Origin of the sequence: Myxococcus hansupus, from assembly GCF_000280925.3 — a bacterium.
In the GTDB taxonomy this organism is placed as follows: domain Bacteria; phylum Myxococcota; class Myxococcia; order Myxococcales; family Myxococcaceae; genus Myxococcus; species Myxococcus hansupus.
This window is the reverse complement of sequence record NZ_CP012109.1, coordinates 3923881-3944503: the sequence shown is the minus strand read 5'-3', so window position 1 is coordinate 3944503 and position 20623 is coordinate 3923881. Positions and strand designations below refer to the sequence as shown.

The 20623-nt window shown below is 68.2% G+C and carries 19 protein-coding genes; all 19 read right to left on the bottom strand.

Features of this window, described 5'->3' with window-relative positions:
* Window positions 1-5 precede the first annotated feature (5 nt).
* Window positions 6-1394, bottom strand: a complete 1389-nt coding sequence (gene miaB / locus A176_RS15165; protein WP_002639625.1) for a tRNA (N6-isopentenyl adenosine(37)-C2)-methylthiotransferase MiaB — start codon at window positions 1392-1394, stop codon at window positions 6-8.
* Window positions 1395-1467: 73 nt separating this feature from the next.
* Window positions 1468-1986, bottom strand: coding sequence for a hypothetical protein (locus A176_RS15160; protein WP_002639624.1), 519 nt, complete (start codon window positions 1984-1986; stop codon window positions 1468-1470).
* Window positions 1987-1997: 11 nt separating this feature from the next.
* A complete protein-coding gene (locus A176_RS15155; RefSeq protein WP_002639623.1) occupies window positions 1998-3395 on the bottom strand; it encodes a VWA domain-containing protein in 1398 nt (465 codons plus the stop codon).
* 251 nt (window positions 3396-3646) lie between these two features.
* Window positions 3647-4942, bottom strand: coding sequence for a class I SAM-dependent RNA methyltransferase (locus A176_RS15150; protein ID WP_002639622.1), 1296 nt, complete (start codon window positions 4940-4942; stop codon window positions 3647-3649).
* Window positions 4943-4948: 6 nt separating this feature from the next.
* Window positions 4949-5317, bottom strand: a complete 369-nt coding sequence (locus tag A176_RS15145; RefSeq protein ID WP_002639621.1) for a TIGR02266 family protein — start codon at window positions 5315-5317, stop codon at window positions 4949-4951.
* A gap of 62 nt (window positions 5318-5379) precedes the next feature.
* Complete coding sequence (locus tag A176_RS15140) at window positions 5380-6036, bottom strand: CoA transferase subunit B (protein WP_002639620.1); 657 nt, start codon at window positions 6034-6036, stop codon at window positions 5380-5382.
* 11 nt (window positions 6037-6047) lie between these two features.
* Window positions 6048-6746, bottom strand: a complete 699-nt coding sequence (locus tag A176_RS15135; RefSeq protein WP_002639619.1) for a CoA transferase subunit A — start codon at window positions 6744-6746, stop codon at window positions 6048-6050.
* An 82-nt stretch (window positions 6747-6828) separates the two neighbouring features.
* Complete coding sequence (locus A176_RS15130; protein ID WP_002639618.1) at window positions 6829-8010, bottom strand: thiolase family protein; 1182 nt, start codon at window positions 8008-8010, stop codon at window positions 6829-6831.
* A gap of 221 nt (window positions 8011-8231) precedes the next feature.
* Window positions 8232-10733: a WD40 repeat domain-containing protein gene (locus tag A176_RS15125; protein ID WP_002639617.1), complete on the bottom strand. Its 2502-nt coding sequence runs from the start codon at window positions 10731-10733 to the stop codon at window positions 8232-8234.
* Between the two features lie 189 nt (window positions 10734-10922).
* The gene (locus A176_RS15120) at window positions 10923-12635 is read right to left on the bottom strand and encodes a 30S ribosomal protein S1 (RefSeq protein ID WP_002639616.1); all 1713 of its coding nucleotides are present in this window, start codon (window positions 12633-12635) and stop codon (window positions 10923-10925) included.
* A 314-nt stretch (window positions 12636-12949) separates the two neighbouring features.
* Complete coding sequence (locus tag A176_RS15115; RefSeq protein WP_002639615.1) at window positions 12950-14095, bottom strand: acyl-CoA dehydrogenase family protein; 1146 nt, start codon at window positions 14093-14095, stop codon at window positions 12950-12952.
* Window positions 14096-14105: 10 nt separating this feature from the next.
* Window positions 14106-14555 (bottom strand): AgmX/PglI C-terminal domain-containing protein, encoded by a 450-nt coding sequence (locus A176_RS15110; RefSeq protein ID WP_002639614.1) that lies wholly within the window; start codon window positions 14553-14555, stop codon window positions 14106-14108.
* A 5-nt stretch (window positions 14556-14560) separates the two neighbouring features.
* Window positions 14561-15703 carry an acyl-CoA dehydrogenase gene (locus A176_RS15105; RefSeq protein ID WP_002639613.1) on the bottom strand — a complete coding sequence of 381 codons (1143 nt, stop codon included), beginning with the start codon at window positions 15701-15703 and terminating at the stop codon, window positions 14561-14563.
* A 75-nt stretch (window positions 15704-15778) separates the two neighbouring features.
* A complete protein-coding gene (locus A176_RS15100) occupies window positions 15779-16381 on the bottom strand; it encodes a hypothetical protein (RefSeq protein WP_226994324.1) in 603 nt (200 codons plus the stop codon).
* Between the two features lie 31 nt (window positions 16382-16412).
* Window positions 16413-17189 carry an enoyl-CoA hydratase/isomerase family protein gene (locus A176_RS15095; protein WP_002639611.1) on the bottom strand — a complete coding sequence of 259 codons (777 nt, stop codon included), beginning with the start codon at window positions 17187-17189 and terminating at the stop codon, window positions 16413-16415.
* A 42-nt stretch (window positions 17190-17231) separates the two neighbouring features.
* Window positions 17232-18080 (bottom strand): 3-hydroxyacyl-CoA dehydrogenase family protein, encoded by an 849-nt coding sequence (locus A176_RS15090; RefSeq protein WP_044889198.1) that lies wholly within the window; start codon window positions 18078-18080, stop codon window positions 17232-17234.
* Window positions 18081-18161: 81 nt separating this feature from the next.
* The gene (locus A176_RS15085) at window positions 18162-18596 is read right to left on the bottom strand and encodes a hypothetical protein (protein WP_002639609.1); all 435 of its coding nucleotides are present in this window, start codon (window positions 18594-18596) and stop codon (window positions 18162-18164) included.
* 2 nt (window positions 18597-18598) lie between these two features.
* Window positions 18599-19111: a hypothetical protein gene (locus tag A176_RS15080; protein WP_002639608.1), complete on the bottom strand. Its 513-nt coding sequence runs from the start codon at window positions 19109-19111 to the stop codon at window positions 18599-18601.
* A 16-nt stretch (window positions 19112-19127) separates the two neighbouring features.
* The gene (gene apbC / locus A176_RS15075; RefSeq protein WP_002639607.1) at window positions 19128-20213 is read right to left on the bottom strand and encodes an iron-sulfur cluster carrier protein ApbC; all 1086 of its coding nucleotides are present in this window, start codon (window positions 20211-20213) and stop codon (window positions 19128-19130) included.
* Between the last annotated feature and the right edge of the window lie 410 nt (window positions 20214-20623).

Below are 20623 nucleotides of genomic sequence, written 5' to 3'. Positions count from 1 at the left end.
GCTGTCTACGCCTCCGCGACGACGTGGAAGGGGCTCTCCGCCACGGGCATGGGCAACGGCTCCACCGTGGGCGGCTTGAGCAGGGCCACCTGCTTGCCCGCGAGCTGATTGGGCGTGGCGCGCTCCACCTTCACCGTCACGAAGGCACCCGCCGGGGCGTCACCCTCGAAGTTGACGGTGCGGTTCTCCGGCGTGCGGCCGAAGCGCTTGGTGGGGTCGTAACGCGAGTGCCCCTCCACCATCACCTCCACCTCCGAGCCCACCAGCGCCGCGGTGATTTCACCGCTGATGCGCCGCTGCAGCTTCTGCAGGCGCTCCAGGCGGGCGATCTTCACCTCGTGCGGCACCGGGCCCCAGTCCTTCTCGCGCAGCGCCGCGCCCGTCTTCGGCCGGGGGCTGTAGACGAAGGAGAACTGGTTGTCGTAGCGGACCTCCTCGGTCAGCTTCATCGTCATCTCGAACTCTTCCTCCGTCTCCCCGGGGAAGCCGACGATGATGTCCGTGGTGACGGCGATGCCGGGCCGCGCCTCGCGCAGCTTGGCCAGTCGCTCCAGGTACTGCACCACGGTGTAGTCGCGGCGCATCATCTTCAGGATGCGGTCGCTGCCGCACTGCACCGGCAGGTGGAAGTGCGGGGTGATCTTCGGCTGGACGCGGAAGGCTTCGATCAGCTCGTCGGACAGGTCATGCGGGTGGCTGGTGGTGAAGCGCACGCGCTCGATGCCCGGCACCTCCGCGGTGCGCAGCAGCAGTTGGGCGAAGGAGATGCCGCCCGCGTACGAGTTCACGTTCTGGCCAATGAGCGTCACCTCGCGCACGCCCACCTTCGCCAAGTCCGCCACCTCGACGAGCACGTCCGGGAACGCCCGGCTCACCTCGCGGCCCCGCGTGTGCGGCACGATGCAGAACGAGCAGACGTTGTCGCAGCCCTTCATCACGGTGACGAACTCGGTCACCTTGCCGCGGGACGTCTCCGGGTCGGCGCGCGGGAAGACGTACTCCTCCGAGTGCACGAAGGCCGTCTCCACCACCCGCTCCCGCTCCGCCGACACGCGGCCGATGATGTCCGGCAGGCGGGCGATGTTGTCGGGACCGAAGACGAAGTCCAGGTACGGCACCTTCTTGAGGAGCTTGTCCTTCTCCTGCTGCGCCACGCACCCGCCCACGCCAATCAGCGCGCCACGGCTGGCCTTCACCGGTTTGTAGCGGCCCAGGGCGGACAGCATCTTGTCCTCGGCCTTCTCACGGATGGAGCAGGTGTTGAGGATGATGAGGTCGGCGTTGTCCGGCACCGGCGTCGGCGCGTAGGACATCTGGCTCAACACCTCGCTCATGCGGAGCGAGTCGTTGACGTTCATCTGGCAGCCGAAGGTGTGGATGAAATAGCGCTTCATGGAAGAACCCTGAGCAAGTACGTGCCCTTATCCGATGGCCGGACGCGGAATGCAACCGGCCGTCCGCCCGGCTTCATCCCCCGGTGAGCAGCCGCGTCAGCCGGGTGTGCAGGTCCAACAGCTCCGGCTCGCGGGCCCGAAGCAGCGCCAGGGCGTCCTCCCCGTAGCGCCGCGCCAGGGCGTCCGTTTCGCGCTCCTGCTTCACGAGCTCCTTCTGGATGCGGGCTCGGAGCTCCGTCTCCTTCTCGCCGTCGCCCTGGAGCTGGCCCAGCTTCTCCTGGAGCTTCCGAGCGGCCCAGCGCCGGCCTCCAAAGGCGCGCAGCAAGGCACTGCCCTGCTCCGCCGCCTTGGGCGTCAGCCCGGAGTCGGCCAGGGCCTCGGTGTGGGCGCGGCCCAGTCCATCCGTGCCTTGCCCGGCCTCGGCCTGGGACAGGTAGGTCTGCTGGTACCGGACCAGGGAGTCGAGCATCGCCGCATCCAACGGAGGCGCCGCCCATCGGAGGGTCCGGTCATCCGCGGCGGTGAGGTCCGTGGAGACCTCGCGGTTGGGGACGTCCTGGAAGCCGTTGTCGTCGAAGAGGAAGGAAGACATGGGGTTGGCCTCTATGCGGGCACGAGCTGGTCGGCGATGCGCGCCAGGTCCGACACGGACGTGACGACGACCGCCTGATGGCAGTGCTTTTCGTAGGTGAGCATCTCGCTGTCGCCAATGCCCCAGTTGCCGCGCTCCTCGGGGCAGATCCACAGCAGACGCTTCGCCTTGCGGCGCAGGTCCTTGAGCGCCCAGGCGTTGTTCGCGTTGTAGTTGTTGCGGCCGTCGCCAATCACCATGACGGTGGTGCGGCGGGTGATGCTGCCCAGGTGGTCCCGGGTGAAGTCGGCCAACGCGCGGCCGTAGTTGGAGTTGGCGCTCAGGGACACCGTCTTGCCGGCCGTGGCCATGTCGATGGCGGCGTCCACCTCCAGGTCCTTGAAGTACTGCGTCACCTCGCCCACGTCGGAGACGAAGACGAAGGAGCGCACCCGGACGAAGAGCGACTGCATCGTGTGCATGAACAGCAGCATCATGCGCGAGGCCTGCCGCACGGAATCCGACACGTCGCACAGCACGACCAGCTCGGGGCGCTCGGGGCGGCGGGTGCGGAACTGGGGCACCATGGGCACCCCACCCCACGGCAGGTTCCGGCGCAGGGTGCGGCGCACGTTGAGCGCGCCCTTGCGGTGCGAGCGCTGCTTGCGGATGAGCCGGCTGCGCAGCTTGTCCGCCAGGGTGCGGACGGCGGACTCCATCTGGTCCACCTCCGCCTGGGTGAGCAGGTGCAGCGGCTTCTCCGTGGCGCTGTCTCCCCGGCGGCGGATGCGGGCCTCGGCCTGTCGCTTCACCTCCTGGCGCGCGGCGTCCTCGATCTGCCGCATCGCGGCGGCCACGTGGCGCGAGACGATCTCCACGCCTTCGGGGGTGAGCCCGCGGGCGCGCAGCTCGTCCTCCAGCGACTTCATGTCGGAGCGGGCCTTGTCCGCGCCCGCCGCGGCCAGCATGCGCCGCGCGAAGAAGCCGGCCTGGAGCGGGCTCTCCATCCGGGACAGGTCGAGCTGCAACGACGCCAGCCGGAAGATCTGCGCCAGCCGGGCCCGGTCGCCCATCAACACGGCCTGGGCCAGGGGCGACATCTCCGGCAGGAGCTGGTGCATCTGGATGATGACCATCTTCAGCAGGTCGCCCTCCAGGTACCCCTCCTCCTCGAGCTGCTTCGCCAGCGACTGGTCCAGGGCCTCGAAGGTCCTGGCCGCGCCCGAGAAGTAGAACTCGAAGGCGCGGTTGAAGGTGTCCACGTCCAGCTCGCGTTTGACCAGAGTCGTCCGGAGCACCGAACGAAACAGGTTCCGGTCCTGGAGCCCCACCTCGGACGTGGCGCGCAGCGCGTCCTGGACCTCGGACGTACTCACTCGCACACCGTTCTGGCGAAGGACTTCGGCGAACTCGACGATACGGGCGTCCACGCAACCATCATGTCCGGGGACGGCGCCGGTGCAATCGGGAATGCATCGGCGGGCAGCGAGCGGTCGCCCGTATCCCTGGCACACTCCGTGTAATCTATATAAAATACCGATTTACTGACTAATCTCGAATCGCTCGTCGCGCGTGAAGGCCCTTCTCCGAGCGGAACGCATGCAGTCACGCATGAAGACCCATCCTCACGGGCCTCCATGCAAAGTGGCGAAGACGCACTTTCAGTCTGGGTTCGGGGACGTCAGGCCGCTCGTTCGAAGGACATCACGGCTTCGACGTGGTGCGTCTGGGGGAACATATCGACCACCTGGAGGGCCAGGGGCTTGTATCCCGCCTCGACCAGCCCGGCGGCGTCCCGAGCCAAGGAGGCCGGGTCACACGCCACGTACACCACACGCCGGATGCCGAGCGCCGTCATCCACTTCGCCAGTCCCGGAGCACCGGCGCGGGGCGGGTCGGCGAGGCACACGTCGAAGCGGCGCTGTTCGGCCACCAGTCCGTCGCAGACCTTCCGGGCGTCTCCCTGGATGAAGCGCACGTTCGTCACCCCACCCTCGCGGGCGCTCCGCTGGGCCAGCTCCACGCCCACAGGAGACGACTCCACGCCGAGCACGGAGGCGGCGCCCCCGGCCAGCGGGAACGTGAAGTTCCCATTGCCCGAGTACAGCTCCAGCACCGAGTCCGAATCGTGAGCCCCGAGTTCATAGATGGCCGAGGTCACCAGCCCCACGTTGGCCTCGGCGTGGGCCTGGGCGAACGCATCCGGCCGGAGATACAGGGGGACTTCCGGCCGCAGCGGTGAGTACGAGCGCAGCGCGGGCTTCCCGATGAGCCGGGCCGAACCCTCCTTCGGCGTCAGCACGGCGCCCTGGAGCCGCAGCGCACGCACGGCGGCTTCCGCGGCCTCGAGGTGGCGCGGCGTCACCGGCCCCTGGAGATTCACGGCGAAGGCCGCCTGGTCGCCCTCCGCCAGCAGCATCACTTCCTCGGCGTCCTTCGCCAGGGGCTTGAGCAGCGGCGCCAGCTTTCCGGGCAGCGCCGTGAGGACGGGCGTGAGCGCGCCGCAGACCTCCACGGGCACGCGCTCATGGCTGCGCCGGCCGAAGTACCCCAGCGTGGCCTTGCCCGTGGGGTGCAGCACCGCGCGTCGGCGATAGCCCCAGTCGCGCGGGGCCACCAGCAGCGGGCGCACGGTGAACGAGTCCCGGGACAGGCGGCCCAGGTGCTCCAGCGTGGAGAGGACAATCTCCTGCTTCGCGGCGCGCTGGGCGGGCTCGGCCAGCCCCAGCCAGTCACAGCCGCCGCAGTCGCGCGAATGGACGCAGGGCTCCTCGCGGCGGTCCGGCCCCGGGGAGACCATCTGCCGCAGGATTCCGCGCAGCACGCGGCCCTGCAGCTCCAGGTGCACGCGCACGGTGTCGCCCGGGAAGGTCCCCGGGACGAAGACGGTGCGCCCCTGCCAGGAGGCCACGCCTTCGCCCAGTTGGCCCAGGCGTTCGATCGTCAGTTGGACGGGAAGTTCAGGGAGCGGCTGCATCAGACACTACTCGGGTGGGAGCTCGGAGCGCAGGCGCTCCACGAACTCCTCGATACGCGTTCGCTTCTCGTCATCAACGTCCACGAATGCCACGGCCATCCCCGGGGACTGGGACGTCGAGGCCCCCACGGCGTTGGTGCGCGTCACCCTCCCCGTCAGGTCCACCGGGAAGTGCACGCCGGGCAGCGTCACCAGCAGCCGCACCTCCGTGCCCACGGGCAGCGGCTTGTCCGTGTTGATGTAGAGGCCGCCCTTCGACAGGTTCACGGCGAAGTCCGTCACGAAGCCAGAGACGCTGCGGTACGCCACCGGCAGCTCGTGTTCGAGTCGCGGCGCGCGGGGCTGTGGGGTCGAGGTGTCGGACGTGTCTGCCATGGGATGCGCTCCGCCGCGGGAGGAATATGTCACCCGCGGCGGTGCACCTTAACCGCACACGCTCAGACTTTCATCTCGCGCACGTCGGGGGCGATCTTCAGCTTCGGCTCGGTGAGCTGCTGCACCCGCTCCACCGTCACGCCCGGGGCCAGCTCGCGCAGGACGAGCCCCTCCGGCGTCACGTCGATGTACGCGTGGTCCGTGACGATGTGGTGGATGCACTTGAGGCCCGTCAGCGGCAGCGAGCACTTCTTGAGGATCTTCGGCTGCCCGTCCTTGTTGGCGTGCTCCATGGCCACGAAGATACGCTGGGCGCCGACGGCCAGGTCCATGGCGCCGCCCATGCCCTTGATCATCTTCCCGGGGATCATCCAGTTGGCCAGGTCGCCCTCTTCGCTGACCTCCATGGCGCCCAGCACGGCCATGTCGATGTGGCCGCCGCGGATCATCCCGAACGACAGCGCCGAGTCGAAGTACGCGGCGCCGGGCACCGCCGTCACCGTCTCCTTGCCCGCGTTGATGAGGTCCGGATCCTCCTGGCCCTCCACCGGCCAGGGGCCGATGCCCAGCAGGCCGTTCTCCGACTGGAGCACGATGTCCATGCCCTTCGGGATGTAGTTGGCCACCAGGGTGGGCATGCCGATGCCCAGGTTGACGTAGAAGCCGTCCTTCAGCTCCTGGGCGATGCGCTGCGCGATCTGTTCACGAGTGAGTGGCATGGATGGGCTCCTCAGGCCGACTTGCGGACGGTGCGCCGCTCGATCCACTTCTGGAGGTTCTTCGCCTGGACGATGCGCTTCACGAAGATGCTCGGGATGTGGACCAGGTCGGGGTCCAGCTCGCCGGGCTCCACGATGTGCTCCGCCTCGACGATGGTGACCTTGGCCGCCATGCACATCATCGGGGAGAAGTTCCGCGCCGTCTTCCGGAACACCAGGTTGCCCCAGCGGTCCGCCTTCCACGCGCGGACAATGGCGAAGTCCGCCTTCAGCGGCGTCTCCAGCACGTGCAGCCGCCCGTCGATGATGCGCGACTCCTTGCCCTCGGCCACCTGCGTGCCGGCGCCCGTGGGGGTGAAGAAGCCGCCAATGCCGCAGCCACCCGCGCGGATGCGCTCGGCCAGCGTGCCCTGCGGCGTCAGCTCCACCTCCAGCTCACCGGAGAGGAACTGCCGTTCGAACTCCTTGTTCTCTCCCACGTAGCTGGACACCATCTTCTTCACCTGCTTGTTCTGAAGAAGGATTCCGAGCCCCAGCTCGGTGGTGCCGCAGTTGTTGGAGATGATGGTGAGGTCCTTCACGTTCTTCCGGTGAAGTGCCTCGATGAGATTCTCCGGGTTGCCGCACAGCCCGAAGCCGCCGCTCATGAGCGTGCAGCCGTCTGGGATGTCGGCGACCGCCTCGTCCGCGTTCGCGTAGACCTTGTTCATCCGCCCTCCCGCATGTGCGAACGGGGTGAAGGCCCGTGAAAGGCCCCCACCCCGCGCCCCCTCCCTTATCGGGAGAGGAGAATCAGCGCTCCACCATCAGCGCGATGCCCTCGCCGCCGCCAATGCAGAGCGACGCGACGCCACGCTTCTTGTCCTGGTCCTTCATCGTCTGCAGCAGCGTCACCAGCACGCGCGCGCCGGACGCGCCAATCGGGTGGCCCAGCGCCACCGCGCCGCCGCGCACGTTCACCTTGGCCGGGTCCAGCTTGAGCAGCCGGTTGTTCGCGATGGACACCACCGCGAAGGCCTCGTTGATCTCCCAGAGGTCCACGTCACCCGCGCTGACGCCCTTCTTGGTCAGCATCTTGTTGATGGCGTCCGTGGGGGCGATGGTGAACTCCACCGGCTTGCGCGCCGCCTGCGCGTGGCCCGTGATGCGGCCCAGGATGGTGCGGCCCTCGGCCTTCGCCCGCTCCTCGCTCATCAGCACCAGCGCCGCGGCGCCGTCGTTGATGGAGGACGCGTTGGCGGCCGTCACCGTGCCGTCCTTCTTGAACACCGGCTTCAGGCCCGGAATCTTGTCCGGCTTCGCGTTGCGGGGACCCTCGTCGTCGGAGACGGTGACGACGTCCTCCGGCTTCTTGCCGGGGATCTGCACCGGGACGATCTCCGCCTGGAACAGGCCTTCCTTCTGGGACTGGATGGCGCGGCGCGTGGACTCCAGCGCGTACTCGTCCTGCTGCGCGCGGGTGATGTCCTGCGTCGTGGCGCACTCCTCGGCGCACAGGCCCATGTGGACGTTGCCGTACACGTCCCAGAGGCCGTCGTGGATCATCGCGTCCTTGAACTCCACGTTGCCCATGCGCGCACCGCCACGCATGCTGTGGCTGATGTAGGGCGCGTTGCTCATGGACTCCATGCCGCCCACGACGACGACGTCCGCGTCACCCAGGGCAATGGCCTGGGCGCCCGCGATGACGGCCTTGAGGCCGGAGCCACAGACCTTGTTCAGCGTGGTGGCCGGAACCGTCTCGGGGAGGCCTGCGAAGATGGCGGCCTGGCGGGCGGGCGCCTGGCCCACGCCGGCGGTGAGCACACAGCCCATGATGATTTCCTGCACGGCGTCGGGCTTCACGCCCGCGCGCTCCAGCGCCGCCTTGATGGCCACCGCGCCGAGCTGCGGCGCCGTCAGCTTGGACAACGCGCCCTGGAAGGCACCAATGGGAGTACGGGCCGCGCCCACGATGACGACGTCACGAGCCATGAAAACTGCCTCCTAATGAGGATGTGCGGATGGGTTTCGATAACAGCGACGCTGGCCCTTATCACCGGCCACTTCCCTGAGTTCAAGCATCCTTGCTCGTCACACGACTGTGAGCGTCCACTGCGCACGACGCGGTGCGCCAGCACGAGCAAGGGCGCGGAGTCACGAGGCCTGCCGCCTCGGACGCCACGCCCCTGCCCGCCCGACCGGTCGGACGGTTTCTATGGAGCGCGCCAGGTGACCAGCGCGCTGTCCGTTCCACCCGAGGTGAGCGCCTGGCCATCCGGGCGCCACGAGACGCCCGTGACGGCGCCTTCATGCGCGCCGACCACGGAGCGCGGGAGGTCGCGGTCCTCACCCAGCGCCCACTGGAAGACGAGCTTCGTCCAGCCGCCGCCGGCGAAGCGCTTCCCGTCCGGGCTCCACGCCAGGGTCCGCTGCTCGAGGGGGCTCGCCGCCTCCGCGACGAGGTTGCCCGTCGCCAGGTCCAGGACGGACACGCCCAGTCGGTCACTGCACGCCACCTGCGTCCCATCCGGGCTGAGGGCCGCGGCGGACAGCCTTTCCCACGGGCCTTCCACGCGTTGGCGCGTCCCCGTCTCCGGGTTCCAGACGTCCCAGGTCGCGTCGTCATGGACGATGACCAGCCCCAAGGCACTCCATCCGAGCGCCACGACCGGGCTGTCTGTCACGGGAATGTGGAGCAGCGACGCGCCCGTCCGGGTGTTCCAGACCTGCACACCGCTCAGCCTGCCGGTGAGAATGGGATGGTGCCCCGCGACGGCCAGGTAGCCCACGCCGCCAGACGCTTGGAGGGCGACGAAGTCGATGCGAGGCGTCCGCCCCTGAGCCTGCGGCGTCAGATAGAAGGGCCCGCTGCCGATGACGCCGGACGCGACATCCCAGAGGATGGCCCGTCCGTCCGCACCGCCCGTCGCGAGCCAGGTGCCTTCAGCGTTCCATCCGAGGGAATGCACTTCCTTGCCGTCGTGCCCGTCCAGCGTCGCCTGGGCCTGGCCGGAAGCGTTCCAGAGCCGGACCTTGCCGTCGCCTCCCGCTGACGCCACGGTGTGCCCTCCTGGCGACCAGGCGACGGCGTTCACGGCCTTCGTGTGGGTCAGCAGTTCGCGCCGGTGGGCCCGCGGGGCCTGCTCCTCCACGGTGAAGAGGGAGACCGCGGCCGGAATGCCCTCCACCGCGACGAACGATTCTCCGTGGGGGTGGAAGCGCAAGGCGCTGTAGCCCGTCCCATCCAGTGGATCCGCCGGGCGCTCGGAGGCATCCGTGACGACAGCGCCCGTCGTGACATCGAGGACGACCAGGTTGCGGAGCAGGTCCGACACCACGAGCCAGTCCTTCGTCGGGCTCCAGTCCAGGCGCGAGGACACGCTCCACGCGCCCGGCCACGAGGCCTCCAGCGCATGGTTCGCCGTCGCGTACACCTGGACGTTCTGGTACCTGCCCACGGCGTAACGGGCGCCATCCGGGCTCCAGGCGAAGCTCTCCGCGTACTCCTCGACGTGGGGCATCGCCGAGAGGTCCAGCGTGTGGAGCTCCACCTGGCCGCTCTGCACCTCCAGCGCGAGCCACTGGCCGTCCGGGCTCCAGTGGAGCTGTTGGACGGTGCGCGTGGTGCGCAGCAGCGGCCGGCTCTCCGTCCCCGTGGCGGCGTCCCAGAACCGCACCTCCGCGCCGCCCGTGGGGATGTTGTGCACGGTCGCGAGCTCGCTCCCACCCGGCGACCAGTCCAGCTTCACCACCTCGCCGTCATGGGCGCTCCACGTCCGGTAAGGCGCCTCCATTCCTGGGTCGAACAGGGCCACGCGTCCATCCGCGAGCCCCACGGCCAGGTCGCGAACCTGCGAGCCCCAGGCCACCGAGCGGAGGGCCGCGCTTCTCATGCGAATCTCCTGGGCCAGGTGTCCCTGGCTCACATTCCAGACGCGCACCACGCCCTGGATGTCGGAGCGGTCCATCACGGCGAGCAGCGTGCCCCCCGGTCCCCATTCCGCGTCACTGGGGAGCACCGCGCCGGATTGCCGCCACTCGGAGGCGACCTCCACCTTCGGCGCGAACCTCGCGGTGCAGCGCCGATCGAATTCGAGCGGGAGGACGTTGGGGACCGGATCGGCGCCACAGCCCAACCACCCCAGGAATCGCCAACCCTCCGCGGGCTCCACCTCCAGGGAGACCTGGGTCCCCAGGTCGAAGCGCGCGCTGCACGTGCCCGTGCAGCCATCAATCCCGGAGGGGGTGCTCCTCACCTTCCCCAGCCCCATGACGTCCAGTGTGAGTTCTCGCTTCCCGTCGTTCGGAGACGGCGGGGCCTGCACGGCGAAACCCACATACTGGGACCACGCGCCCACCTGGCCGTGCGTGTCGACCGCGCGGCAGCGGGCCGCGAAGAACTCACCCGCGGTTTGGAAGGTGGCTGTCACGTCCGCGGCCGTGCCGCTGGGCACGCGCTGGGACATGCCCGTATCGGCCTTCGCGCGCCCCCAGTCGAACACGTAGGTCAGCGCGTCGCCGTCCGGATCCTCGGCGACGCAGCGGAAGGTCCCCGCCTCTCCCACCGTCAGCGCCGAGACGGGCAGCTCGATGCGCGCCGTGCCCGGCGGCTTCGATGACGCGCCGTCATCACTCGAACAACCCAGCATCGCGCTCAGTGCGAGCGCACCGGCCACCCTGGCGCCGTGGCCCCAGGTCCAAGAACGTACCCACATGGAATGTCTCCCCCACGCGCTCGGCCCCGAAGCACGCAGGGTCCTGCTTAGCGTTCGCAGGGGATTCCCGTCAAAACCGGACCCCGCGTTCGCGAGCCCGCACAGAGCGGCTCCACCTGGAAACGGCAACGGCCGGGCCCCCCTTCGGGAACCCGGCCGTCTCGCCGTGTTGGCGCGTGCGACTGAAGACTACTTCTTCAGCTTGCTCGCCATCACGTCGCCGAGGCGCGCCTTCGAGCCTTCCGCCTGCTTGCGGAGGTACTCGCGGTAGTCCTCGCCCTCGCCGATCAGCGCCTTCATCGACAGCGCGACCTTCCGGTCCGGGGTGTTGATGTCGATGATCTTCACCTCGACATCCTGCGCCTCCTGCACCACGTCACGCGGGTTCTCGACACGCTCCTCCTTCAGCTCGGAGACGTGGACGAGGCCCTCGATGCCCGGCTCGATCTCCACGAACGCGCCGAAGTCGGTGACCTTGGTGACCTTGCCCTTCACGCGGCTGCCAACAGGCAGGCGCTCGGACAGCGTCTCCCAGGGGTCCGGCTGGAGCTGCTTGATGCCCAGGCTGAAGCGCTCGTTCTCGACGTCGATGTTGAGCACCACCGCCTCGACTTCGTCGCCCTTCTTGAACATCTCGCCCGGGTGCTTGATGCGCACCGTCCAGGAGATGTCGGAGACGTGCACCAGGCCGTCCACGCCCTCCTCGACGCCGACGAACACGCCGAAGTCGGTGACGTTGCGGATCTGACCCTTGATGACGGAGCCGATCGGGTACTTGTCCTCGAGCAGCGTCCAGGGGTTCTGCTCGATCTGCTTCATGCCCAGCGCGATGCGCTTGGCCTTCGGATCGATGTCCAGGACGACGGCCTCCACCTCCTGGCCGACCTCCAGGATCTTGGACGGGTGCTTGAGGCGCTTGGTCCAGGACATCTCGGACACGTGCACCAGACCCTCGACGCCCTGCTCGATCTCGATGAACGCGCCGTAGTCCGTGATGGACACGACCTTGCCGCGCACGCGCGTGCCGACCGGGTACTTCTCGTCGGCGCGGTGCCACGGGTCCTCCTGGATCTGCTTCAGGCCCAGGCTGACGCGCTCCTGCGTCGGGTCGAACTTGAGGACGACGACGCGAACCTCGTCACCCACGTTGAACATCTCGCTCGGGTGACCGATGCGGCCCCACGACATGTCCGTGATGTGGAGGAGACCGTCGATACCGCCCAGGTCGATGAACGCACCGTAGTCGGTGAGGTTCTTGACCACGCCCTTGAGGACGGCACCCTCCTTGAGGTTCTTGAGGGTCTCCTTCTTCATCTCCTCGCGCTGCTTCTCGAGGAGCACGCGGCGGGAGAGGACGATGTTGCCGCGCTTCTTGTTGAACTTGATGACCTTGAACTCGAATTCCTTCGAGATGTACTGGTCAAGGTTCCGCACGGGGCGGATATCAACCTGCGAGCCGGGCAGGAACGCCTTCACGCCGATGTCGACGGACAGGCCGCCCTTCACGCGACCGACGATGGTGCCCTTGACGATCTCGTCGCGCTCGCAGGCGGCGCTGATCTCGTCCCAGATGCGCATCTTGTCGGCCTTCTCCTTGGAGAGGACGACCATGCCGGTGTCGTTCTCGCGGCTCTCCAGGAGGACCTCGACGGGGTCACCGGCCTGAACCGAGACCTCACCGCGAGGATTGGTGAACTCGGAGATCGGGACCTGTCCCTCGGACTTGTATCCGATGTCGACAATCGCGAAGTCCTTCGTCACCTGGACCACGGTGCCCTTGACGATCTCCCCTTCCTTCAGGATCCCGTCACCACCGCGCTCCTTGAGCGAGGCCTCGAACATTGCGGCAAAGTCTTCGTCGCCGCCGTCCATCCCGACCTGCTGGTTCACGTTCTGCTGCATGAAATGGAAGTCCTTTGAAACCGGTACAACTGCCCCCTGATGGTGGTTTTACCGTCGCGACCTGCGGGGAGCAGCGGGCCGTGACGTGCGTCCTCCTCATTGAGGACCTGATTTGATGGAAGCCGCGCACCCTAGACACCGGTGATTCCGGTAGTCAAGCGAGCTCGTGCCCCCTGTGCTGTTGGGTGGATGTCCTACTCCGGTTCCTGGCACGTAGTTAAGAACGCCTGCCCTGGCGCGCAGCCCTCCCGAAATGAAGCGCCGCGCCCCTGCCAGCAGCACGAACAGGCGGCCAAGCCCCTGTTATTCCAAGCTCAACCCAGCAGCTTGAAGCTCTCCCGGGCGATCACCATCCGCTGCACCTCGCTGGTGCCCTCATAGATGGTCTGCACGCGGGCGTCGCGGAAGTACCGCTCCACCGGGAACTCGTCGATGTACCCGTAGCCGCCGTGGAGCTGTACGCCTTTGTCCGCCACGCGGTTGCTCATCTCGCTGGCGAACAGCTTCGCCATGGAGGCCTCGCGAGAGAACGGCTGTCCCTGCTCCTTCATCACCGCCGCGCGCAGCGTCAGCAGCTCCGCCGCGTCCAACTGCGTCTTCATGTCCGCGAGCATGAAGCGAGGGCCCTGGAACTCGCCAATGGCCTGGCCAAACGCCTTGCGGTCCTTCACGTAGGCCACCGACGCCTCGAGTGCCGCCCGGCCCACGCCGCAGGCCTGCGCCGCGATGCCAATGCGCCCGCCGTCCAGCGCGACCATGGCCAGCCGGAAGCCCTGCCCTTCCGCGCCCAGCAGGTTCTCCGCGGGGATTTCGCAGTCCTCGAAGGTGAGCCCCACCGTGTTCGAGGAGCGCAGGCCCATCTTGTCCTCGTGCTTGCCGATGATGAGCCCCTTCGTCCCACCCTCGACGATGAAGCACGACAGGCCCTTGTTGCCCGACCCGGACGTGCGGGCCCAGACGACCAGCACCCCAGCGTACGCGCCGGAGGTGATCCACTGCTTGCTGCCGTTGAGGACCCACGAGTCCCCGCGCCGCACCGCGGTGGTGCGCAGCGCGCCCGGGTCGGAGCCGGCGTGGGGCTCGGACAGCGCGAAGGAGCCCGCGATGGCCTCACCGGACGCCAGGCGCGTGACGTACTTCTCGCGCTGCGCGTCGGTGCCGAACGCGTTGATGAGCTCGCCGCACATGTTGGTGACGGCCATGGCCACGGAGGTGGAGGCGTCCGCGGCCGCCATCTCCATCATCGCCAGGGCGTAGGAGACCGCGCCGGCCTCCGAGCCGCCGTAGCGGGCCGGCAGATTCACGCCGAGCAGGCCCAGCTCGCCCAGCTCCTTGAAGAGGTCCGTGGGGAAGCGCTCCTCGCGGTCCAGCGTGCGCGCCAGGGGGGCCACGCGCTCTCGAGCGAACTTGCGGGCGGTGTCACGGATGAGGGTCTGCGTCTCGGTGAGCTCGAAGTTCACGGCGGCTGTCCTACTCGATGGCCTTCAGGTTGAACGGATACTCGATGGGGTGGTCCGCGCCATCCGGAGGCTTGGGGAAGGTCATGGACGACAGGACGGCCTGCACGCAGTCGTGGAGGCTGGGGTCCTTGAGCGTGCTGGATTTCTTCACCACGCGGGCGTCCTTCACCAGCCCGTTGGGGTCGATGGTGAAGGTCGTCATCAGCTTGCCCTGCACCGTGCGGTCCTTCTCCGCCATGTGGTCTTCGTAGCACTCCTGGATGCGGCCCTGGTGGTGCTGGACGACCTGCCGGATGGAGTCCGGGGTGAAGGGCAGCCGCTCGACGTCCGGCCCGTCGCGCTTGGCGGGGGCCGGCTTCGTCGGGGCGGACTTGCCGCCCGAGGGCGCCTTGGACGGAGCGCCCTGCGCGAGCGCCACCGCCGAGGCCAGGACGACTGCGGACAGAAGCGCTCGCGTCATGACGGTTACTCCCTCAGCAGGTTGGCGGCGATGACGATGCGCTGAATCTCGCTCGTGCCTTCGTAGATTTCGGTGATGCGCGCGTCGCGCACGTGGCGCTCCACGTCCATCTCCTTGCTGTAGCCCATGCCGCCGTGCACCTGGAGGGCCTTGTTCGCCACGCGGCTGGCCATCTCGCTGGCGTACAGCTTGGCCATGGCGCTCTCCGCGCTGTGGCGCACGCCCTTGTCCTTCTGGAGCGCCGCGCGCCACACGAGCAGCCGGGCCGCGTCGATCTCCGTGGCCATGTCGGCGATCATGAACTGGATGGCCTGGTGCTCGCGGATGGGCTTGCCGAAGGACTTGCGCTCACCGGAGTAGCGCACCGCCTCCTCGTACGCCGCGCGCGCGATGCCCAGCGCCTGCGACGCGATGCCGATGCGGCCACCGTCCAGCGTGCTCATGGCGATCTTGAAGCCCTCGCCTTCCTTGCCGAGCATGTACTTGGCCGGCACGCGCATGTCCTCGAAGAACATGGAGCAGGACCAGGCGGCGCTGATGCCCATCTTCTTGTCGGGCTCGGCGCGGATGAACCCCGGGGTGTCCGTGGGGACCATGAACGCGGTGATGCCCTTGTGGCCCGCTTCTCGGTTGGTCATCGTCATCAGGACGATGGCGTCGGCCTTGGGGCCGTTGGTGATCCAGTTCTTCGAGCCGTTGATGACGTACTCGTCACCCTTGCGCACGGCGACCGTCTTCTGCGCGGCGGCGTCGCTGCCGGCCTCGGGCTCCGTCAGGCCGAAGCAGCCGAGCTTGTCGCCCCGGGCGAACGGCGCCAGGAACTGCTCCTTCTGCGCGTCCGTGCCGTACTTCATGATCGGATCGCAGTAGAGCGAGTTGTTCACGCTCATGATGACGCCGGTGGAGGCGCAGCCGCGGCTGATCTCCTCCATGGCGATGGCGTAGCAGACGTTGTCGAGCCCGGCGCCGCCGTGCTGCTCGGGAACGGCCACGCCCAGCAGGGACAGCTCGGCGAGCTTCTTCACCGCGTCGGTCGGCCAGGCGTGGTGCTCGTCCCACTTGCGGGCGTTGGGGATCAGCTCCTTGGCCGCGAACTCGCGGGTCATCCGCTGGATTTCACGCTGGATGTCGGTCAACTCAAAGTTCATGGAACCTCCATAATATGAGGGGCACCCCTCGGGAACAGCGAAGACGCGGCGCGGGCACGGAAGGCGCGCCAGGGTTTACCGGTGTGACACGGTCCGGCCGTCTGAGACCCGGGATTCCCCGGGAGAACCCACGAACATATTCAGGGGCACCGTGACGTCGAGACTCACGTCCAGCCGGTTCCCCTCCCCCGTCCAGGCCCGCCGCACCACCACGGACACGGTCCACGGCACGGTGTCGCGGTGCCGCTCGATCAAGTCATAGGACACTCCGAGCCCCGCCACGCCGCCCGAGCCGTCCTGTCCCCACAACCCGGCGCCTTCGGCCAACACTCCGAAACGCGCTGCGTCGGGAAACGCATACACCCGTGCCCCGGCGAGCATCCGGAAGGCCGAGCCCCGAAGCCGGAGCTGCGGCTCCAGGAACGGCGAGACCACCAGCGTCGGCCCCGGGATGTCCAAGGGAGGCAGCGCCCATGGGTGGATGGGCCAAGACAGCACCCAGTGTTCACTGGCGCCCGGTCCCCACTCGTAGCGGACGTCCGGGATGAGCGGCTCCAGGAAGCAGGCCGTGTAGAGGCACAGCGAGCGCTTCCAGGACACCAGCAGGGGCGCCCGTCCCTCCGAAGCCCCGGTGTCATCCGAGGCCTCCGTGGGCGCCGCGGCCAGGAGACACGTCAACAGTCCCCCAGCCGCCAGCCCCTTCACCGCGTTACTTCCCGGTGAAGGTCGCGGGGCGCTTCTCGAGGAAGGCCTTCATGCCCTCGCGCTGATCCGCGGAGCCGAAGAGGTCGCCGAAGGCCTGGCGCTCGATTTCGTTCGCCTTGCGCAGGTCCTGATCCGCGCCGGCCTCGATGACCTGCTTGGCCTTGGAGATGGCCAGCGGGCTGTTCTTGAGCATCTTCTCCGCCACGGCGCGGCAGTGCGCGAGCAGGCCGTCCGCGGGGAGGACCTCCAGCACGATGCCGTACTCCTTGGCCTTGGCCGCGTCGATGCGCTCACCCGTGAAGATGAGCTCCTTGGCGCGGGCGCGGCCCACCAGGCGGGTGAGGCGCTGCGTTCCCCCGAAGCCCGGAATGACACCCAGACCAACTTCCGGCAGGCCGAGCTTGGCCTTCTCGGATGCGTAGATGAAGTCGCAGGCCAGGGCCAGCTCGGAGCCGCCGCCGAGCGCGAAGCCATTCACCGCCGCGATGGTGGGGATGGGCAGCGCCTCCAGCGAGGCCATGACCCGGTGACCCAGGGCGCCGAACTCCTGGGCCTGGGCGTCGGTGAGCGCGGCCATCTCCGCGATGTCGGCGCCGGCGACGAAGGCCTTCTCGCCGCCGCCGGTGAGGATGAGGACGCGCACGTCCGCGGGCAGGGACTTCAGTGCGGACTCGAGCTCCTGCAGCGTCTTGGTGTTGAGGGCGTTGAGCGCCTTGGGGCGGTCGACGAAGAGGGTCGCGATGGCGCCCTCCTGCTCCAGCCGGATGTTCTCGTAGGCCATGTTCGAGGCTCCTGGGGTGGAAGTGAGTAACCGCGCTGCGGGCTAGTACTTGTAGAAGCCGCGGCCGCTCTTCTTGCCGTACCAGCCGGCGTCCACGTACTGCCGCAGCAGCGGGCTGGGGCGGTACTTGGAGTCACCCAGGCCCTTGTGGAGCACCTCGGCGATGTAGAGCACGGTGTCCAGGCCGATGAAGTCCGCGAGCTGCAGCGGGCCCATGGGCTGGTTGGTGCCCAGCTTCATCGCGGTGTCGATGTCCTCGACGGAGCCCAGGCCCTCCATGACGGCGAAGCAGGCCTCGTTGAGCATCGGGATGAGGATGCGGTTGACGATGAAGCCCGGGTAGTCCTTGGAGACCACGGTCGTCTTGCCCATCTTCTCGGCGAGGGCGCGCGTGGTGTTGTACGTCTCGTCGGACGTGGCGGCGCCGCGGATGAGCTCCACGAGCTGCATCACCGGCACCGGGTTCATGAAGTGCATGCCGATGACGGCTTCGGGGCGCTTCGTGGTCGCGGCGATGCGGGTGATGGGGATGGACGAGGTGTTGGTGGCGAGGATGCCGCCCGGCCGGACGACGGCGTCCAGGTCCTGGAAGATGCGGCGCTTGAGGTCCTCGTTCTCCGTCACGGCCTCGACGGCGAAGTCCACGTCCTTGGCCTCGGTGACGTTCGTCAGCGTGGCGAGGTTGGCCTCGGCGGCCTGCTGCTTGGCGGCGTCGAGCTTGCCCTTCTCCACCAGCTTCTTCAGGCCGGCGCGGATGCGGTCAGCGCCCTTGGCGAGCCCTTCCTTGGAGACATCCGCCAGGGTGACGCGGAGACCGGCGACCAGTGCCACCTGCGCGATGCCCGCGCCCATCTGCCCTGCACCGACGACGACAATGTGTTCCGTTGCCATGGCGTGTACGCACCTCTTGGGTCGGAAAAAATGATGTGAAGAACGGCGTGCGAGCGGCCTTAGCCCACGCCTCCAGGTCGGTCAACGAACTGCGGCGGGCAACTGGAGCTCACGGACGATGTAACGGTCCTCGCCCACGACGAGCGGCGTCTCCAGTCGCACACGGGCGTCGCTGCCCTCACGTTTCACGAAGAGCTCCGCGTCCCAGGTGCCCTCGGGCAGGTCCACCTTGAACGAGAGCTCCGGCGGCGGCCCGGACGGGAAGAACCGCTCCTCGCGCTTGAGCAGCTTCCCCTCGGTGTCGGAGATCTGCAGGTCCACGGCGCGCACGGAGGCCCAGCCGGGGCCCGCGAGCTGGAATGCGACATCGCGCTCGGGCGTGCCGGTCACCTGCCACAGGTAGAGGCCGACGCCCACGAGCAGCAGCAGCGGAAGCCGCTTCGCCAGCGCGCTCTTGCGTTCCTGGGGGCGCGGCGAGGGCGGCGTGGCTTCGGAGGGAGGAGGCGTATCCGCCACCGTTACTCCTTCTTGGTGCGCTTGGCGCCGGGGCGCTTCGCGTTGAGTTCGGAGATGACCACGCTGGGCGTGGCGGACCGGCGGGGCTTGGTGGGCTCGGCGGCGGGGGCTTCCGGCTCGGAGGGGGTCTCCTCCTTCTCGGGGGGAACGAGGCGGATCTGCGCCTTGATCTCCACGGTCATGCCGGACATGAGCTTGAGGAACTCGTCGCGGAGCTTCTCGGACTGGAGGAAGCGGCGGAGCTCCTCGGTGACGGCGCGCGTCACCTCGTCCTTGGTCTTCTCGGCCTGGCCGAGGATGAAGCCGAGGGCTTCCTTGGGGAGCTTGAGCTGGCCCGCGAGGTTGCGGATGCCCTCTTCGGTCATGAAGAGGGCGCCCAGGCCGGCCACGGCCATGCGGCGGACGAACTCGGGAACGAAGCCCGCGGGCCCGTTGGAGCCACTGCCGCGGCCCTGCCGCTCGTCATCGTCGAGCAGCGGGTCGGGCGGGAAGTCGTCGTTGCCGGCCGGGGCCATGATGTCTCCTCGATAGTTAGCGGGCCTGCATCACCGGCAGCGGAACGCTCTTGATGCTCTGGGCGGACACGCGCCCCGCGATGTTCCGCGCGACCTCCTGGAAGGCCTTCGCCTCCGGGCTGTCCTTCGCACCCACGACCACCGGAACGCCGGAGTCTCCAGACTCACGCACCTTCAGGTCCAGCGGGATTTCGCCGAGGAATGGAATCCCGAACATCTGCGCGGCCTTGCGGCCCCCGCCGTGGTTGAAGATGGCCGTGACGTGCGAGCAGTTCGGGCAGACGAACTGGCTCATGTTCTCCACGATGCCCAGCACGGGGATGTGGACCTTGTCGAACATCTGCTTGGCGCGGACCACGTCCGCCAGCGCGACGTCCTGCGGCGTGGTGACGAGCACCGCGCCAGCGGCCCGGACGGACTGGGACAGCGTGAGCGCCACGTCACCGGTGCCCGGCGGCAGGTCGAGGACCAGGTAGTCGAGCTCGCCCCAGCTCACGTCCCGGACGAGCTGCATCAGGGCGCCGTGGAGCATGGGGCCGCGCCAGATGAGGGCCTGGTCGGCCTCGACGAGGAAGCCGATGGACATGACCTTGAGGCCATGGGCCTCCAGCGGGTTGAGCGACTTCCCGTCCGGGCTGACGGGGCGCTTGTCGCCCAGGCCGGTCATCAGGGGGACGGAGGGGCCGTAGAAGTCGGCGTCGAGCAGGCCCACCTTGGCGCCGTGCTGGGCCAGGGCGGTGGCGAGGTTGACGGCGACGGTGGACTTGCCCACCCCGCCCTTCCCCGCGCCGACGAGGATGATGTTCTTCACCTTGGGGAGGAGCGCGCCGGCGGGCATGCCACCGCCGGCCGGGCGGACCTGGGCGCCCCACTCGATGTCGAAGGACTTGAGACCGGGGACGGCCTTGAGGGCGGCCTCGGAGTCCGCCTGGATCTTCCCCTTCATGGGGCAAGCAGGCGTGGTGAGCTCGATCTTGAGTTTCGCGGTGTCCCCGGAGACGCGGACGTCCTTCACCATTCCCGCCTTCACGAGGTCGACGTGAAGCTCGGGATCCATCACCTTCGACATCGCAGCGATGATGTCGGCCTGGGTAACGCTCATCGGGACACCTGAAACCTTTTGGAAAACGGGCGGTTGTAAGCCGCCAGCGGGCGCGGAATCTGCCAGCCCAGGGGGGGCTGTCAACGTCGTTTAACGGGGCTGTACGCCCATCGCACCCTGTAGGTCCCCAGCCCGGTCGCCGACTGTGGTCCCGCTGTTCGGGCCTATCAGGAGCGCTGGTACGGGCCAGGACAGAAGGAGGATGGCTCGGTGAACTACTCTCAAAGCCCCTTCACACGTCGTTGGCCGGACCTTTACCAATTGCCGGACGCTTACGTTCTCCGCGACCACGGCCCATTTACAGAGGGCATTGAGTTGACCATGCCCACGGGCCGGCTCGTGGCCCACCTCATCGCGAGCACGGCGCAGCTTGATCGGGAACTCATCCGCGACCGGGGGCGCTCCGGCTT